We start from the raw sequence: 17,381 nt of genomic DNA, 5'->3' as shown, positions 1-17,381 counted from the left end.
ACCTGCCGGTATAGTTACCTGACTCAATATCAATAAGGCGAATGCGTTATGGAATTATTTTCCGACAAACCAGGCGATGAAGGATTACCCGGCCATGAACGGGGACTGGCAATGGCCGCCGTGATGATCATGGCGACGATGGCAGTGTTCGACGGCTCGATGGTTAACATTGCTCTGCCGCAAATCGCGCAGGCACTGGACATTTCTGCGGGCGCAGCGGTATGGGTGTCGAACGGGTATCTGCTTTCAGCATCCATGACACTGGCGATATTTGCCGCGCTCGCCAGCCACATCGGCTTTCGTCGGCTGTTTGCCGCCGGATTGACGGTCTTTACCCTCGCCTCTTTGGGCTGTGCGCTGTCGTCATCCCTCGACATGCTGATTATCATGCGTGTGCTTCAGGGTGTCGGTGCGGCGGCCACGCTGAGCATCGGCCCGGCGATTTTGCGCTCGGTGTTTCCCAATCGTTTACTCGGGCGAATACTGGGGCTGAACGCCCTGATGATCGCCACCAGCACCGCCGTCGCGCCGGTGCTGGGCGGGACAATACTTTCGGCGATGAGCTGGCAGTGGCTGTTCGCCATTAATATTCCGCTCGGTATTGTTGCTGTGATTATTACGCTGCGCGTGGTGCCCTCCAATCCGGCTGGCACGCGACAGCCATTTGATACGGCGGGCGCAATTCTGTCGGCGGTGGCGCTGGGCGCGCTGATTATGGCCGCCGAATCCTTCGCACATCCGGGCAGTGACGAACTGGCGACAGCCTTAACGTATGGCCTGACAGCAGTTATCGCAGGCGTGGCCTTTGTCTGGCGTCAGCGTCGTGCACCCAAACCACTGCTGCCGCTTGTCATGTTTGCTTCCAGCCGGTTCACGCTGGCGGCGTTCACTTCGCTGGCCTCTTTTGTCAGTCAGGGCATCACTTTTGTCGCGCTGCCATTTCTCTTCCAGAGCGTTTACGGTTACAGCGCGTTTGTTTCAGCACTGCTTTTCACGCCGTGGCCGCTGGGGATTATTCTCGCCGCGCCGCATGCCGGACGCCTTGCTGACCGCTATCCGGCAGCGATCATTTCGACCGCAGGATTGTGCGTTTTCGCGCTGGGTTTATTGCTGCTGGCAAAACTGCCGCCACACCCGCAGATGTGGGATATCGGTCTGCGAAGCTTTATCTGCGGCCTGGGCTTCGGCTGCTTCCAGAGCCCGAACAACCGTGAAATGCTCTCCAGCGCTTCACGGGAAAACAGCGGTTATGCCTCCGGTGTGCTGGCGATCATGCGTACCTTCGGTCAGTGTCTGGGAACGGCGTGTGTCGGCATTATCCTGACCATTTATTCGGCCAGCACTGTGTTACAGGAAGCGCAGGCGGTGAAGGTCAGTTTGTGGGTGGCGGTGATTGCCACGGTGCTGGCGATGCTGATCAGTCTGAGCCGCTTGCGAAACCCTGCCACTCACCTGCAAAATGGCTAAAACTTACACATGCTGATCAAGGATAAATTCTATGCTGGAACTGAGACCCAACTGCGAGTGCTGCAACACCGATCTGCCCCCGGCTGCTGACGCCAGAATTTGTTCATTTGAATGCACATTCTGTATCCCTTGTGCCGAAGATAAACTGAGCGGGACATGCCCCAATTGCGGCGGAGAACTTGTCGCACGCCCGCGCAGACCGGCAAATAAACTGGCGAACAATCCGGCCTCCACCACGCGGGTGTTTAAGCCACAGGGCTGCGCTTCTTAGTAATGGCTGAATGAAATCTGGATCATCATTATAAATAAAGGATTTTTATGCCTCGCTATTTTTCTCTGGTTTCTTCATCTGCACTCATTGGTTCGGTTTTTATGCTCACCGGATGTCCGCCTCCGCCTGATTTAACCCAGTGGCAGCGCCCTGGCAGCAACATAGATGATGCGCGTGTTGCGATGGGGCAATGCGGCGTCCCGCTGCCGGGGCCGGAACCTTCTTTTACCGATAATGAATCGGTGCTGTATTACCAGTGCATGGAGGGGAAAGGATTTACCTATAAGGGGGGTTTTCACATTTGCGATTACTACAAAAACACCCCTGCCTGCATCGAGAAACAACAGGGTCACCCGCTCAGTCAGCGACAGCTCGAAGCACTGCCTTTTGTCGCTGATGAGGGTTTTCATCCGATCAAACCGGATTCAGGCCGGAATGAATACCAACTCATCAGCTGGCGTAAAGCGGGTGCCTCACGGCATTTTTCGCACGCAGCTGAGAATGACAAGCTCGCGTTACAGGTGATGTATGAATGCGGATATCCAAAACCGCTAGGCTCGGTTCCTTTCGTTCCAACCGTCCTGAAAGCCGCCAAAGTTCAGCAATGTATGCTGGATAAAGACTTTGAACCGAAACATAAACTCATGCTGGTTTGCCGCAACTATCCGCAAGTGACTGGCTGCGGGAAATAGCAGCCACTGCTGAAAAAGTTCCATAAAAAAGGCCGCTTGCGCGGCCTTTCAGATTTCAGAGCTTATGACGGCTAGTTATTTAGCGTCAGCGTCTGGCAGCGCATAAGCGATGATGTAATCGCCCAGTTTGGTGCCGAACGAACCGTGACCGCCTGCTGCGATAACAACGTACTGCTTGCCATTCACAGAGTAAGTCATCGGCGTCGCCTGGCCGCCTGCTGGCAGACGTGCTTCCCACAGTTTGTCACCGTTGCTCATATCGAACGCGCGCAGGTAGTTATCTGCGGTCGCGGCGATGAAGAACACGTTACCGGCGGTAGAAATCGGTGCGCCAAGCATTGGCATACCCATTTTGAACGGCAGCGGTAATGGTGAGCTGTCGCGCACGGTACCGATACGTTTTTTCCACACGATATCGTTGGTTTTCAGGTCAACGCCGGAGATGTAACCCCATGAAGGCTGTTTACAAGGGAAGCCCAGCGGAGACAGGAACGGATTCAGCGTCACGCCAAATGGCACGCCGTACTGTGGCTGAATGCCAGTCTCAGTACCGGAACCGCCTTTATCGTTCTCGTCTGGCTCCATCGGGTTGCCAGGACCACGTGGGATCAGTTTAGACACGAATGGCAGAGCAATCGGGTTAGCGATAGCCACCTGACGATCGGTATCCACAGAAATACCACCCCACTCGAACATGCCGAGGTTACCCGGGAACACCAGAGTGCCCTGCTCGGATGGCGGTGTGAAGGTGCCTTCATAACGCAGTTTGTGGAAGATCACACGACACATCAGCTGGTCATAGATCGTTGCGCCCCACATGTCTTTACCGGTCAGTTTGGCTTCCGGACGGAAAGTCAGTTCGGAGAATGGCTGAGTCGGAGAAACGTGGTCGCCTTTCGCTGCGCCTTGCGGAACAGGTTTTTCAGGTGCATCAACAATCAGCTTACCGTCACGGCGATCCAGCACGAAGATGTTACCGGTTTTGGTCGGAACATAAATCGCAGGAACTTTGTTGCCGCTCTTGTCAGTGATATCAGCCAGGGTTGGCTGCGCCGGAACGTCCATATCCCACAGGTCGTGGTGAACAGTCTGGTAGAACCAGGCCAGTTTACCGGTGGTTGCGTTAAGCGCCAGCAGGCCGCTCGCGTAACGTTCCATTTCCGGAGTACGGTTGCCACCCCAGATGTCTGGTGTCGCTACGCCGATTGGCAGGTAGACCAGATCCAGCTTGTCATCATAAGCCGCTGGTGCCCATGAGTTCGGGGAGTTCGGTGTGAAATGCTGACCATCCGCAGGGATTTTGTTTGGTTCAGCAGCACCCGGATCGAATGCCCACAGCAGTTTACCGGTCTCAACATCAAAGCCACGGATAACGCCGGAAGGCTCGCGGTTTGAGTAGTTATCAGTAACCGCACCCGCCACGATGATCACAGATTTAGTGATGATTGGCGGTGAAGTTGGCTCGTAGTGACCCGGCGTTGCGTAAGGCATGTTGCCTTGCAGGTTCAGCTCACCGTTGTTACCGAATGCCGGGCAACGTGCGCCGGTTTCAGCGTCCAGTGCGAACAGACGGCCATCATTAACAGGCAGAATGATACGACGTGAACAGACAGCAGGCGCCGCGCCCTTAGCAGCATCACCTTGTGCCGCAGGCGTAGTCTCATGATAAGACACACCGCGACAGGTCACGTGCTGGAAGGTCGGGTTAGAATTGAGCTGCGGATCGAATTTCCACTTCTCTTTACCGGTCGCGGCATCCAGAGCAAACAGTTTCTGGTGTGGCGTACACAGGTAAAGCATGTCGCCGATCTTAATTGGCGTCACTTCGTCAGTGATTTCGCCCGGATCGTTCGGAGTCTTCAGATCACCGGTACGGAAAGTCCATGCCACGTCGAGTTTGCTGACGTTTTTATCGTTGATCTGGTTCAGTGGTGAGTAACGGGTACCGCCCTGAGTACGGCCATAGGCCGGCCAGTCACTGGCAGGAACGCCGGAATCGGTCGCTGCAGGTGCAGCATCGGCAGCTTTGATGGTGCCGTTGATTTCCTGCGGATCGTTGAAGACGGAGTACGCCAGCACAATCACGGTGAACAGCAGGGAAACGGCCAGTGCGCCACGGGCGAAGGCATTTTTCGCCAGCATCTGGTTATAAACGACTGGCAGCAGGATCCACAGGCCCAGGAAGAAGGTGACGTCTAAACGCGGCGTCAGTGCCCAGAAGTCTGTGCCCACTTCCCACACAGCCCACACCGTGGTGCCGAACAGGAAGATGGCGTACAGCAACAATGCAGAAGAGCGACGGCGATACAGCAACCACGCGGTAACCAGCGAGATAACACCGGCAATAATGTAATAAAGAGAACCACCTAATTTTGCCAGCCAGATACCGCCGACAAGAAGATAAATCCCGCTTAACGCGGCGAACAAAGCGGTAATTATGACGACGATGCGTGATAACGAGGCTTTCGTTTCCATAGTTGATGACCTTACTGATTTTTTATAATCGTCGATTCAGGGTGACCTGAATCTTCAAGAACATCCGGTTCTCACCGGGTGTCATTCCTTGCATGTGCCGCCCTGCTTGACTCAGTGCAGGCGCCGGGCAACACCGCGTGGTTCATTTTTCTTACTGACTAAAAACGCTTACTTTATGGAATCTATTCGAAACTATAAGAAAGCGTAGCGCCGCCACCGTAGTTTCTGCCAGGTGCCGGTTCGAAATAGCGACCGTTACCTTCATTGACGATGACAGAACCGACGTAATTTCTGTCGAACAGATTGTCGACGCGGGTAAACAGGTCGAGCGTCACTTTGTTCCAGTTGAAGCGATAACCCGCATTCACGCTGGCGACGGTATAAGCCGGTGCCTGCTCACTGTTTTCGTCATTCACTTCGATGTCACTCATGTAGCGCACATCAGCGCCAGCATGCCAGCCATCAACCGGTGCCCACTCCAGAGAAGCGTAGCCCATGTTGCGTGCGATACCCGGCAGACGGTTGCCCGCTGGCGTGCAATCCCCGGCGCCGCAGGTCTCATTGCGGAAGGTGGCATCGAGCAATGTCCAGGCCATTTTAACGCGCCAGTTTTCTTCAATCTGCTGATCTAACGACAGTTCCAGTCCGCGACGACGGGTCTTACCGGCGTTGGTATAACTCGAACGTCCGCCGACACTTTCTGCAACAATTAACTCGTCGTCGGTATCAGTCTGGAAGACCGCGGCGGTAACTAAACCATTGCCGACGCGCCATTTGCTGCCCAGTTCAACCGTGTTGCTGGTCGAAGGTTCCAGCCCCAGGTTCAGGCCAGACTTGCCGTCAGTGCGGTAAGAAAGCTCATTAATGGTTGGCGTTTCGAAACCGCGACCGGCAGAGATATAGGTGTTCAGCGCTGGCGTCACTGCATAATTCAGTGAAGCCATTGGCAGCAGTTTGTGATAACGGCGCGAACCGCTGTCATCCGGATTACTGCCGGTAATGTAGTAATCCTGCGAGTCAAAACTCACGGTGCTGTAGCGCGCACCGGCATCCAGCGTCCAGCGCGACGTCAGGTTCCACGTGGTTTGCAGATAGGGATCAAGGTTCCACATCACGTTCTTTTCATTGCGACGTTCGTCGCCTTTCACGCCCAGATCGCCTTCATCATTGAAGTTTTCATAACCAAAGCGGCGTTCGGTCATGGTTTCATAATCCAGACCGCCGGTAACGGAGAACGGCACAGAACCTATCTGATCGTCATGTTTCCAGCGGGTATCCACGCCGGAGTATTTACGTTCCAGAACGATCACCCCGCCCGCGTTCAGCGGATTTTTCTGCGATGCCGCCGGAATGGTCTGGTATTGCGTGGTGTGGCGCTCGCCGTGATAGGTCATCAGGCTGAACTCATCGTTCTCGCCCATCTGACGCTGATAACGCAGGCCAACCTGAGTCTGATCCAGCGATTTGCGCGCATTGTATTGATCGGCGCGTTTCGCCTGCGTCGGGTCATCGTGCCATTCGGATTCTGTCAGACCGCCCGGATCGTTCGCATCGACAGAGACGCTGTTAAACATCAGCGTCAGGGTGCTGGCATCGTCAATGCGCACGCCCAGTTTGCCGTTACCGAGGTTTTTCTGCGTACCACTGTGGTCGCGGTAGCCGTCGGTGGTGAAACGTGAGCCGGAAATCAGGTAATTCACATCACCCGCGTGTGTGCCGTCGCCGGTCGCACCGCTGGCTTTGACGCTGTTACGGAACGAGCCGTAACTGCCAAAATAAGTGCCTGCTTCAAGTTTTGCAGGCTGCGAACCGGTTTGCGTATCCACGTTCACCACGCCGCCGGAAGCATTGCCGTACAGCGCCGAGAACGGTCCGCGCAATACTTCCACGCGTTCTACCGAGTTCAGATCGATATTGGAGGTCTGGCCCTGCCCGTCCGGCATGGTGGCCGGAATACCATCAACGTAAATACGCACACCGCGCACGCCGTACATCGAACGGCTGCCGAAGCCACGCACGGAAAGTTGGAGATCCTGCGCGTAGTTCTGGCGGTTCTGCACCTGTAAACCCGGAACGCTGCCGAGGCTTTCTGACAGGTTGACCTGCGCTTTGCTGTTTCTGAAATCGTCGCCATCCACCACGCTGACCGCTGCGGGTGTGTCCAGTTCTGACAGACCGCCGCTGATTTCGCGTTTAATGATCATCAGGGAAGAAGAGTCTGATGAATCGTCCGTATCGCCCTTAGAGGCGTCGGTCGCTGACTGCGCGTAACTGACTGAAACCGGGTTCAAAAATGACAGGAACGTGATAATAAAAGCAGAGGTTTTGGCGTTCACTTTATGAGTTCTTTTGTTTTGTGTTAAAAGGCTGGGTCAAAAACAAGACACATCTCTCAATTTTAGACATTAGAAGTAGACATAAATCGACCGTTCTGATTGAGAGCCGTAAGGGGGCTCACTATAGATTTTTTCTTCCTGTTAGTACATACGCAACTTTACAAATATAACTTTTTAACAAAATACCGCACGCAGTGTGCATCATGATGCGATTTCTCAATTAAATCCCCGCGTAAACTTCGTGGATTAATTGGCCTGATACCGTTTTAAGGCCGGACAAAATAAAACACCGCTTTCATTTGAAAATTCACCGGATAAATCGACGCGTATAATAAACCAGTAAATGGTAACGGTTACATTATAGGTAATTAACTGATATAAAACATATAAATCATAACCAAGAAATGCCCATTACGACTATTAATCATGCGCTACTTACGGTTAGGTAATTTGACTTTCATCTTTCGAAACCGCACAAACTGAATCAAAGTCAGAATAAATATAGACCACTATTTTAAGACAAGAGAATATTCTCTGACGTTTTTTCACCCAATTGGTTCCGGGTAATGAAACCTCCCCTTCTTTACATAAGATATAAAATCAAAATCCATTCCGCTGTTTAAAATATCCACAACCCGCTCAGGGAAAACGCTTCCACGACCTGAGTTACTTCATGCTGATGACGTTTTTGTCATCATCACGTCACTTCTCTGTCAGACCGTCAGGCTCACAGTGGCCTCACAGACTGATGTTCATTCCGGTTTAAAACGAAAAGAGGAAGTGCCATGCGTTTACGTTTAGCTTCAACATTGTTGGCCGCCGCGGCGGCGTTGGGTTCACAGACAGCCGCTACGCCCGGCGAGTAAACGCAATCATCAGGGAAAGTGCGTAGACGACGCTGCCGAGAAAAGCAGCGGGGGCGAGGTTATCGAACAGATGCCCCGGCTGGGCATCTGAGTACAGCACCAGCGCGACAACGGAAATTCCCATCATTGCGCCGGGAATGTGGATCCAGCGGGTTAAGCGCTGCTTTTGCGCTTTGTAGGCAGCGAACTCCTGATTCGTGCGATCCAGCGCGTGACTCAGGCGTTCGCAATCTTCTTCGTTATCGCGAAAACGTTCTGCCAGACGGCTGTTTTCTTCCTGAAGTTCAGCGACTTGCTTTCTCAGTTTCGCCCTTTCGCTCTTCGTGTTTTGCGCTTCGTACTCTTCCAGTTTCAGGCTGGCACGCAGTTGCGTGACTTTACGGTTCGCCTCAGCCGTCAGTTCTTTCTGCTGTCCGAGCAGCGCGTAATTACCGTCCGCACGGCGGTTGGCAGCGTGGCGTTTATCTTCTTCCCCAACCACCTGATCCTGAAGCTTGTCTCGGGCGGCAGCCATCGCCGCCATCTGACTACCCATGTAAGCGACAAGATTTCTGGACTCTTCCAGCCCGGCGGAGGCAGAGTTCCCGGCGGTTTGCTGGCGCGAGCGCATCAGCGCCAGTTCGTCAGCGTGCTGCTTTTTCTGTATTTCAGACTGGCGCAGCAGTTCGCTGACCCGCGTGTTCAGACGGTACAGCTCGCCTTCAAGTCGCTGAACGTCTTCTTTATTTCCGCTGCTGGTTTGGTTGCGTGCAACGGCCAGTTCATGGGTCAGGCTGCGCACCTGTTTTTCCAGTGACGCCAGTTTTTCCAGCGTGACGGCGGTGTCTTTAAAAACGGTTTTGACTTTGGCTTTATCGCCTTCGGCACGGCTGAAACTGACGCCTCTGAGCGCGCTTTCCACTTCGCGGGCGATAGACGTTTTATCCATTGCCTTCATCCGGTTGCACGCACTGGCCAGAAAAGTGGCCGCTTCATTGCTGTTACCGGTGCCAAAGGCTTGTTTGATAAGGCTCTGTATCACGCTCATGGTTGTCGCGCTCACCTGCAGTAAAAGTCAGGACACTCCCGTTGTGACCCCGTTTACTTATTGTATCAGATAGGATTTATTTTATTTACAGGAGTTATTTTAAGCGAAGTGAGTACAGCAGGATCCGTGGATTTTAGGACTTAATTCGCGATCACCCGCAGACTCTGCACCCCTTTTGCGCCGAGCATCAGCGCACTTTCGCTGTCGGCCATCGCGGCGGGTCCCGTTACCATCACCGTATAACGGGCATTGAAGGGTTGCGGCTGGCGATGAGCAAGGTGCAGATGTTCGATGATGTGCTGCACGTCGAGCAGCACCACCAGATGTTTCGCCATCGCACTGAGGGAATTCACGCAAAGCTGCGGATCGCTGAGAAACACTGCACCGGTTTCGGCCACCCCAAAGCAGGCACGAACCACGCCGACGTCCACATCTTTAAGCGCTGCCGCCTGCGTGCGGGCGCTGAAATCCACTTCCGCGATAATTTCCGGTGTGGCGGAACAAAACAGAGAATCCGCCGGATACAACCTGCGCAGATAGGCGTTCAGCGTGGTGTAGCCATTCTGCGGCGTATGCAAAAACGTATCGTCCCAGACGCCGCCCATCAGGGTCAGCGCGCGGCCAAATTCTTCAGGCAGATTGGGAATTTCAGTCTGTGGCGGAAATAGCGTTTGCATGATTTTATGCTGACGAATGCCGGTGAGGAAATCGTTGCGGCTCATGATATGTCCTTATAAGCCGGAGTCAGGTTGCCCCGCTCCGGCCGTTACTGCTGATTAGTGGAATTGCAAATACGCGACGTGCGTTTGCAGATATTCCTGCAAGCCGTGTTTGCCGTCTGCACCACCGACGCCTGATTTACGCCAGCCCGCGTGGAAGCCCTGCATCGCTTCAAAGTTTTCACGGTTGATGTACGTCTCACCGAATTTCAGTTGTTTCAGCGCTTTCATTGCGGTGTTGATGTTGCTGGTGTAAATCGACGACGTCAGGCCGTATTCACTGTCATTGGCCATCGCGATGGCTTCATCCAGCGTTTTAAATGTCGCGACAGGCAACACCGGACCAAACACTTCTTCGTGCATGATCGGCATATCTTGCGTCACATCCACCAGCACCGTTGGCTCATAGAAAAATCCTTTGTCGCCATGGCGTTTGCCGCCCAGCAGCACTTTCGCGCCCTGCGACACGGCTTTCGCCACTTTCTCTTCCACGCGCTGCAAGGCAGCACCGCTGATCAGCGGGCCCATATCCAGCTCTTTTTGTTCGGCAGTATTGCCAAACGTGACTTTTTTCATCGCTTCGCCGATGCGCGAAATGAATTCGTCGTAGACGCCTTCCTGAACGTAAACACGTTCGGCGCAGTTACACACCTGCCCGGTATTGATGACGCGGGAGCTGACTATGGCTTTTACCGCCAGATCCAAATCGGCGTCATTCATCACGATGGCCGGGGCTTTACCGCCCAGTTCCAGCGAGACTTTCGTGACGTTCTGCGCTGCGGCGGTCATGGTGGCGATACCCGCCGCCACGCTGCCGGTCAGGCTGACCATGCCGACTTTCGGGTTGGCTGCCAGTTCCTGACCAACCGTCGGACCGTAACCGGTCACGATATTCAGCACGCCCTTTGGCAGACCGATTTTGTGGATGATTTCAGCAAAGATCACCGCGTTGTTCGGCGTGATTTCACTCGGTTTGATCACGATAGTGTTACCGGTGATCAGCGCCGGTGCCGCCTTACGGGCAATCAGGAAGAACGGGAAGTTCCACGGCAAAATACCGGTGGTCACACCGATGGCTTTGCGGAACACAAAGATGTTTTCGTTTGGACGGTCGCTCTGAATGATTTCGCCTTCGTATCGGCGCGCCCATTCCGCCATGTAATCGAGATAATCCGCGGTGAACAGCACTTCGGTTTGCGCCAGCCCGTAGGTTTTGCCGCCTTCAGCAATAATGGTGTCCGTCAGTTCGGCTTCGCGCTCGCGGATACCGGCGGCGATTTTATGCAGCCATACGCCGCGTTCAACCGCAGGCAATGCTTCCCAGCCTGGTTGCGCCGCTTCGGCGGCATCAATGGCTCTTCTGGCATCTTCTGCCGAGCCTTCAGGGATCTGCGAAATCACCTGTTCCGTTGCCGGATTCACAACGTCAATCCACTTACCGCCGGTGTTTTCAACGAATTCGCCGTTGATGTACATACGTTTCTGAACTGTGCTCATGTAGGGAGTCTCCAAGGTACGGATAGAGGTGATGAACGAGTTGTTAATAAAGAAGCTCTTTTTTGTGAAGTTTTAACAGCCTGTTCTATCCGTCTGGTTTTTACCTTTCCGTGATTGCCATTTAATTTTGAGAAATGGCAAAAATGTCATGGTCGGGTTGCCCGACATAACATTTCTGCAAATTGTGGTGATATCTACTGACGGACACTTCTTGGCGCATAGCCAAACTCGCGTTTGAACAATGTGGAGAAGTAATTGCTGTCGCAAAAACCGCAGTTGTGGGCGATCTCGGTAATCGGGCTGTCGCTGAAACGCAGCATATTGCGCGCATTAAGCAGGCGCAGACGGTTGAGATAATTGAGTGGCGTGCAGCCGGTTTGCTGTTTCATCTGCCGGTGCAAGGTGCGCAGCGACATCGAGAACTGCGCAGCCAGTTGCGGCCAGTCGATTTCTTCGTCGTAATGTTCGTTCATCCAGTCCAGCAAATTATTCAGGTCACCGCCCTGCCCGCGATAACCCACGTCGCGGCTGCCTTTACGCAGCAATAGCAGGAGTTGCATAAAGTACAGCTCCTGCTGCGCCTGATTTTCCGGTGACAGGCTGAAGGGCTTACGCGCGAGCAGGTCAATCAGGGTTTTGGCCTGAGTTATCTGATTCGGACTGATGCGCCAGTGCGCCGGATAAATTCCGTCCACTTCCTGCGGTAACAAATCGCTGACGCCATTCAGGAAACGAAACGCATTCGGGCTGCGGTACAGCACGTTGGTCAGATGCAGATTGTCGGTATCTTCATAAAGATGGTGGTCGCTGTGACGGACAAAACAGACACTGCCGGCACTGAGGATCAGCGGCTGGTCGTTGAAAACGTGCGTGCCGGTACCCTGCTCGACCAGCACAATTTCATTGAAATCCTGATGATGATGTTCGGGAAACGTTTCCTGCGGATAACGGGGTTCAATGGCGACCGGAAAATCCCCTGAGGAAAAATACTCACTACTGCTTAGCACGGTCATTTCCGACTCCTTATTAACATTATCGTAATATCTTAGTCGTCACCGGCGCGGCTATAAGGCTGAAACTGTGATCCGCCAGCCGCTTTTGAACAAAACATTTCCCTCCTTACGAAATCCTGCGCCATCCGCCGTACCGCGTGGCTTTACACCTTATTTAAGTACGGACTTCAGAGACCGGTAAGGTGTGGTTTTCTGACCGTTTGGTATGACCGAAACAAAATTGTTATCAAATTGTGAGGTTGTTCGCTTAAACCTTTGCATCTTTGCCATAGTTGGCGCTGAACTGGCACTCGCGGAAAGGTCAGTCTGAAGGCAACCTCCTAGAGTCGTGATCATGCGCCTGGCGCGTCGGCAACTTTTCGTCGTTAAACTTTTTGCAGATTTATGCGAATAGCATGCGGAGTACCAACAATGAAATTAAAACACGTACTGAGCCTTACCCTGATGGCGAGCAGCATCCTGCTGGCAGGCGCGGCATCGGCAGAAGTCAAAATTGCGCTGGTAGCGAAATCGCTGGGCAACGGTTTTTTTGAGGCGGCTAACGTCGGTGCGCAGCAGGCAGCCAAAGAACTGGGGGACGTTAAGGTAATTTATACCGGTCCGACCACCACCACCGCCGAAGCGCAGATTGAAGTGCTGAACGGCCTGATCGCGCAGGGCGTCGATGCCATTGCCGTCTCCGCAAACGACCCTGATGCGCTGGTGCCGGTACTGAAAAAAGCCATGCAGCGCGGGATTAAAGTGGTGTCGTGGGATTCCGGCGTTGCTAAAGATGGCCGTCAGATCCACCTCAATCCTTCCAATAACGCGCTGATCGGCGAAACTAACGTCAAACTGGCCGCCGATGCGCTGAAAGCCCTGAACGTGGAAAAAGGCGATGTGGCAATCCTCAGCGCCACGCCAACCTCGACTAACCAGAATCTGTGGATCGCAGAGATGAAAAAGGTGCTGCCGAAATATCCTTCGGTGAATCTGGTGACTGTCGCTTACGGCGATGATCTGTCAGATAAAAGCTACCGTGAAACCATCGGATTGCTGAAATCCTACCCGGATCTGAAAGTGATTATTTCTCCGTCTTCCGTCGGTATTGTGGCGGCGGCACAGGCGGTGAAAGATCAGGGCAAAATCGGCAAGGTTTACGTAACCGGCCTGGGGTTGCCGTCTGAAATGGCGGGTGCGGTGAAATCCGGGGCAACGAAAAGTTTCGCCATCTGGAACCCGATTGATCTGGGCTACGCCGCAACGTATCTGGCAGACGATTTAGTCAAAGGCACCGCCACCAAAACCGAAGCCAGCATGGGCCGTTTAGGCAAAGTGAAACTCGATGCGGACGGCAGCGGCGCGATGGCAGAACCGTTTGTCTATGACGCCAGTAACATCGACAAATTCTCCAAAATCTTCTGATCCTGAATGCGGCTCATCGTGATGCGGTGAGCCGTTTTGTTGTGCTTAGCCAGACAGGGGAACTGAAATGACAGACTCAACGACGCCGCTTTTATCATTAAAAGGCATCAGCAAAGTCTTTCCGGGTGTCAGGGCGTTAAATAACGTTCACGTGGATTTGTATCCGGGAAAAGTAACCGCCCTGATTGGCGAAAACGGCGCGGGAAAATCGACGCTGGTGAAAGTCATGACCGGCATTTATCAGCCGGATGAAGGCGAACTGCATTATAAAGCGATTCCAATCAAACTGCCGAATCCTGAATCCGCGCACAAAGTCGGGATCACCGCCATTCATCAGGAAACCGTGCTGTTCGACGAGCTATCCGTCACCGAGAATATTTTTGTCGGCCATTACATCTATCGCGGGCTGTTTAAACGCCTGAACTGGCCGGCGATGCATCAGCAGGCACGCGATATTCTGATGCGTCTGGAAGTGAACATTGACCCGCACGCCACCCTGAAAGACCTGAGTATCGCGCAGCGTCATATGGTGGCGATTGCCCGTGCGCTGTCGTTTGATGCCCAGGTGGTTATTCTCGATGAACCGACCGCCGCGCTGTCACAGCATGAAATTGTTGAGTTTTATCAGATTGTTGAACGCCTGAAACGCGAGGGTAAAGCTATCCTGTTTATCTCGCACAAGTTCGACGAGATTTTCTCCATTTCCGATTACTACACGGTTTTGCGTGATGGCAGTTATGTCGGTTCCGGCAAAATCAGCGACATCAGCGAACAGCAGATGGTGACCATGATGGTCGGTCGCGAAGTGAGTCAGGCTTACCCGAAAGTGAACTGCGAGCCGGGTGACACCGTGCTCGAGGTGCAAAACCTCAGCCATCCGACCGAGTTTGCAGGCATTAACTTCTCTCTGCGCAAAGGTGAAATTCTCGGCTTTTACGGGCTGGTCGGTGCTGGCAGAACCGAGCTGATGCAGGCGCTGTTTGGCGTCACACAACCCGGTGGCGGAAAAATTCTGATCAATGGCAAAGAACAACATTTCTCCCGCCCTTCTCAGGCTATCCGCGCAGGGATTGTGTACGTGCCGGAAGAGCGCCAGAAACAAGGCGCGATTATTGATTTGCCCATCAGTCAGAACATCAGCCTGCCGCAGCTCAGTCAGCTGAATCCGCATGGCGTGCTCAATGACAAAAAAGAGTGGGCGCTGGCGGATGATTACGCCCGACGTTTGCAGGTAAAAGCGTCCAGCTGGAAACAGGCGGTGGGTACGCTTTCCGGCGGTAACCAGCAGAAAGTGGTGATAGCCAAATGGCTGGCGACCAAACCGGACATCATCATTCTCGATGAGCCGACTAAAGGTATAGATATCGGCTCCAAAGCGGCGGTACATCAGTTTATGTCTGAACTGGTCGGCCGCGGGCTGGCGGTGATTATTGTGTCATCCGAATTACCGGAAGTGATGGGCATGGCCGATCGCATCATTGTGATGCATGAAGGGCTGATGGTGGCGGAATTTAACGCCGGTGAAGCCAGCGCAGAAATGATTGTCAGTGCCGCCAGTGGCGCGGGCGAGGAGGCAGCATGATCAAAAACCTGCTCAAATATCGCGAGCTGTTGCTGGCGGTGGTGATAGTGCTGATGGTGCTTGGCGTCGGCGCGCGTTCACCGGAGTTTGTCGGTGCCGGAAACCTGCTTGAAATGTTTAACGATACCTCGATTCTGATCATCCTCGCCCTCGGCCAGATGATGGTGCTGCTGACCAAAGGGATCGACTTATCGATGGCCGCCAATCTGGCGCTGACCGGCATGATCGTCGCGCTGATTAACTTCCATCATCCCGATATTCCGGTGTGGTCGCTGGTTGTGCTGGCGACAGTTCTCGGACTGGTGATGGGCGCGATTAACGGCCTGCTGGTGTGGAAAGTAGGCATTCCGCCGATTGTGGTCACGCTTGGCACCATGAGCATTTATCGCGGCATTATCTTTCTGCTTTCCAACGGCGGCTGGATCAACGCTCACCAGATGAGCCCGGAATTCCTCAGCCTGCCACGTGCCACTTTTATCGGCCTGCCGCTGCTCGGCTGGTGTGCGATTGCAGCACTGATTCTGGTGGCCTATTTCCTGCATTACAGCCGGACCGGACGCGCTTTGTATACCGCAGGCGGCAACGCCACGGCAGCGTATTACACCGGCATCAACGCCGGTAAAATGCAGTTTGTCAGCTTCTGTCTTTCCGGTGCGCTGGCCGGATTCTGCGGCTATCTGTGGATTTCACGTTTTGCTGTTGCATATGTGGATGTGGCTAACGGCTTTGAGTTGCAGATTGTCGCGGCGTGCGTCATCGGCGGGATCAGCACCATGGGCGGCATCGGCTCGGTGGTCGGCTGCCTGCTCGGCGCGCTGTTCCTCGGCGTCATCAACAATGCCCTGCCGGTGATTGAAGTGTCGCCGTTCTGGCAGATGGCGATTTCCGGTGGCGTGATTGTGATAGCCGTCATCCTCAACGAACGCGCCAATAAACGTAAGGGGCGGCTGATCCTGCGCCATTCTCCTGCCGTCCAGCCTGTGCGAACTGAAACCGGAGCAAGATCATGAGTAAGACCTTAACTTCGCGCAACACGCCGCATTCAACTGCCGGAGAAAAATCCACCATGTCCGTCACGCCGTTTTTCCGCCGCCTGATGTGCTGGGAAGGATTTTTGCTGCTGGTAACGCTACTGGTGTTTGTGGTGAATGCGTTCGCTTCGCCGTATTTCCTCAACATCTGGAACCTGTCGGACGCGACGTTTAACTTCACCGAAAAAGCCATCATCGTGCTGCCGATGGCAATGCTGATTATCGCACGTGAAATCGATCTGTCGGTCGCCTCCACCATGGCGCTGAGTTCCACCATCATGGGTTTCTGCGCGCAGGTCGGTTTGCCGACTCCCGCGCTGGTCGGCGTCGGGCTGAGCGTGGGATTGTTATGCGGCCTGATCAACGGGCTGCTTGTGACGCGGCTGAATCTGTCGTCAATCGTGATTACCATCGGCACCATGAGCCTGTTCCGTGGCATCACGTATGTGCTGCTCGGCGATCAGTCGCTGAATAAATATCCCGCCAGTTTTGCATGGTTCGGTCAGGGATATGTCTGGGGGCCGCTGTCGTTTGAATTCGCCCTGTTCCTGGTACTCAGCGCGGTGTTTTATTTCCTGCTGCATAAAACCAACTTTGGCCGCCGTACGTATGCCATCGGCAACAATCCCGTCGCGGCGTGGTATTCCGGGATTAACGTGAAACGCCACAACCTGACGCTGTTCGTGCTGGTCGGTGTAATGTCCGGACTGGCGGCAGTGCTGCTGACGTCGCGCCTCGGCAGTACGCGTCCGACGCTGGCACTCGGCTGGGAACTGAGCGTGATCACCATGGCAGTGCTCGGCGGCGTCAGCGTGCTCGGCGGATCCGGCAGCATGACCGGCGTGATCATCGCCGCGTTCCTGATGGGCTTGCTGACCTTTGGACTCAGCCTGCTGAATGTGCCGGGGATTGTGATGTCGGTGATTGTCGGCGCGATGCTGATCGTGGTGATTTCATTGCCGGTGTTGTACCGCAAGGTGCTGGCGCGGGGAAAATAGCGA

Annotated in this window: 13 protein-coding genes; 7 read left to right on the top strand and 6 right to left on the bottom strand. The window is 54.0% G+C overall.

What is annotated here, in order from left to right; all coding sequences use genetic code 11:
• Positions 1 to 48: 48 nt before the first annotated feature.
• Genes ACM615_RS05940 through ACM615_RS05930 form a run of 3 tightly spaced genes read left to right on the top strand, consistent with a single transcriptional unit; the run spans position 49 to position 2,430 of the window.
• A complete protein-coding gene (locus ACM615_RS05940) occupies positions 49 to 1,467 on the top strand; it encodes an MFS transporter (RefSeq protein WP_431011617.1) in 1,419 nt (472 codons plus the stop codon).
• Positions 1,468 to 1,498: 31 nt separating this feature from the next.
• On the top strand, positions 1,499 to 1,738 hold the full coding sequence (locus tag ACM615_RS05935) for a DUF1272 domain-containing protein (protein ID WP_132964538.1): 240 nt from the start codon (positions 1,499 to 1,501) through the stop codon (positions 1,736 to 1,738).
• 47 nt (positions 1,739 to 1,785) lie between these two features.
• Positions 1,786 to 2,430: a hypothetical protein gene (locus ACM615_RS05930; RefSeq protein ID WP_431011616.1), complete on the top strand. Its 645-nt coding sequence runs from the start codon at positions 1,786 to 1,788 to the stop codon at positions 2,428 to 2,430.
• A gap of 75 nt (positions 2,431 to 2,505) precedes the next feature.
• On the opposite strand, the gene ACM615_RS05925 is transcribed toward ACM615_RS05930, so the two are convergent.
• From ACM615_RS05925 to rhaS (ACM615_RS05900), 6 genes are all read right to left on the bottom strand, one after another.
• Positions 2,506 to 4,905: a glucose/quinate/shikimate family membrane-bound PQQ-dependent dehydrogenase gene (locus ACM615_RS05925; RefSeq protein WP_120162915.1), complete on the bottom strand. Its 2,400-nt coding sequence runs from the start codon at positions 4,903 to 4,905 to the stop codon at positions 2,506 to 2,508.
• A gap of 182 nt (positions 4,906 to 5,087) precedes the next feature.
• Positions 5,088 to 7,241, bottom strand: coding sequence for a TonB-dependent receptor PqqU (gene pqqU, locus ACM615_RS05920; protein ID WP_113876628.1), 2,154 nt, complete (start codon positions 7,239 to 7,241; stop codon positions 5,088 to 5,090).
• Between the two features lie 849 nt (positions 7,242 to 8,090).
• Complete coding sequence (locus tag ACM615_RS05915; RefSeq protein ID WP_431011615.1) at positions 8,091 to 9,134, bottom strand: hypothetical protein; 1,044 nt, start codon at positions 9,132 to 9,134, stop codon at positions 8,091 to 8,093.
• Between the two features lie 140 nt (positions 9,135 to 9,274).
• Positions 9,275 to 9,856, bottom strand: coding sequence for a LutC/YkgG family protein (locus tag ACM615_RS05910; protein ID WP_431011614.1), 582 nt, complete (start codon positions 9,854 to 9,856; stop codon positions 9,275 to 9,277).
• A 54-nt stretch (positions 9,857 to 9,910) separates the two neighbouring features.
• Positions 9,911 to 11,350 carry an aldehyde dehydrogenase gene (gene aldA, locus ACM615_RS05905; RefSeq protein ID WP_431011613.1) on the bottom strand — a complete coding sequence of 480 codons (1,440 nt, stop codon included), beginning with the start codon at positions 11,348 to 11,350 and terminating at the stop codon, positions 9,911 to 9,913.
• Between the two features lie 194 nt (positions 11,351 to 11,544).
• Positions 11,545 to 12,363 carry an HTH-type transcriptional activator RhaS gene (gene rhaS, locus ACM615_RS05900; RefSeq protein ID WP_431011612.1) on the bottom strand — a complete coding sequence of 273 codons (819 nt, stop codon included), beginning with the start codon at positions 12,361 to 12,363 and terminating at the stop codon, positions 11,545 to 11,547.
• Between the two features lie 411 nt (positions 12,364 to 12,774).
• On the opposite strand from rhaS (ACM615_RS05900), the gene rhaS (ACM615_RS05895) reads away from it, so the two are divergent.
• The 4 genes from rhaS (ACM615_RS05895) to ACM615_RS05880 all read left to right on the top strand — a co-directional run bounded on the left by rhaS (ACM615_RS05895) (position 12,775) and on the right by ACM615_RS05880 (position 17,378).
• Positions 12,775 to 13,767, top strand: coding sequence for a rhamnose ABC transporter substrate-binding protein (gene rhaS / locus ACM615_RS05895; RefSeq protein WP_056779797.1), 993 nt, complete (start codon positions 12,775 to 12,777; stop codon positions 13,765 to 13,767).
• Between the two features lie 67 nt (positions 13,768 to 13,834).
• Positions 13,835 to 15,349: a sugar ABC transporter ATP-binding protein gene (locus ACM615_RS05890; RefSeq protein WP_431011611.1), complete on the top strand. Its 1,515-nt coding sequence runs from the start codon at positions 13,835 to 13,837 to the stop codon at positions 15,347 to 15,349.
• Positions 15,346 to 16,359 carry an ABC transporter permease gene (locus ACM615_RS05885; RefSeq protein ID WP_159281686.1) on the top strand — a complete coding sequence of 338 codons (1,014 nt, stop codon included), beginning with the start codon at positions 15,346 to 15,348 and terminating at the stop codon, positions 16,357 to 16,359. The genes ACM615_RS05890 and ACM615_RS05885 overlap by 4 nt, the downstream gene beginning before the upstream one ends.
• A gap of 56 nt (positions 16,360 to 16,415) precedes the next feature.
• Positions 16,416 to 17,378, top strand: a complete 963-nt coding sequence (locus ACM615_RS05880; protein ID WP_431011626.1) for an ABC transporter permease — start codon at positions 16,416 to 16,418, stop codon at positions 17,376 to 17,378.
• The last annotated feature ends 3 nt before the right edge of the window (positions 17,379 to 17,381 follow it).

Source organism: Rahnella sp. PAMC25617, from assembly GCF_050606005.1.
Taxonomy (GTDB): domain Bacteria; phylum Pseudomonadota; class Gammaproteobacteria; order Enterobacterales; family Enterobacteriaceae; genus Rahnella; species Rahnella variigena.
The sequence above is the reverse complement of the archived record's forward strand: the minus strand, read 5'-3'. Positions and strand labels throughout refer to the sequence as shown.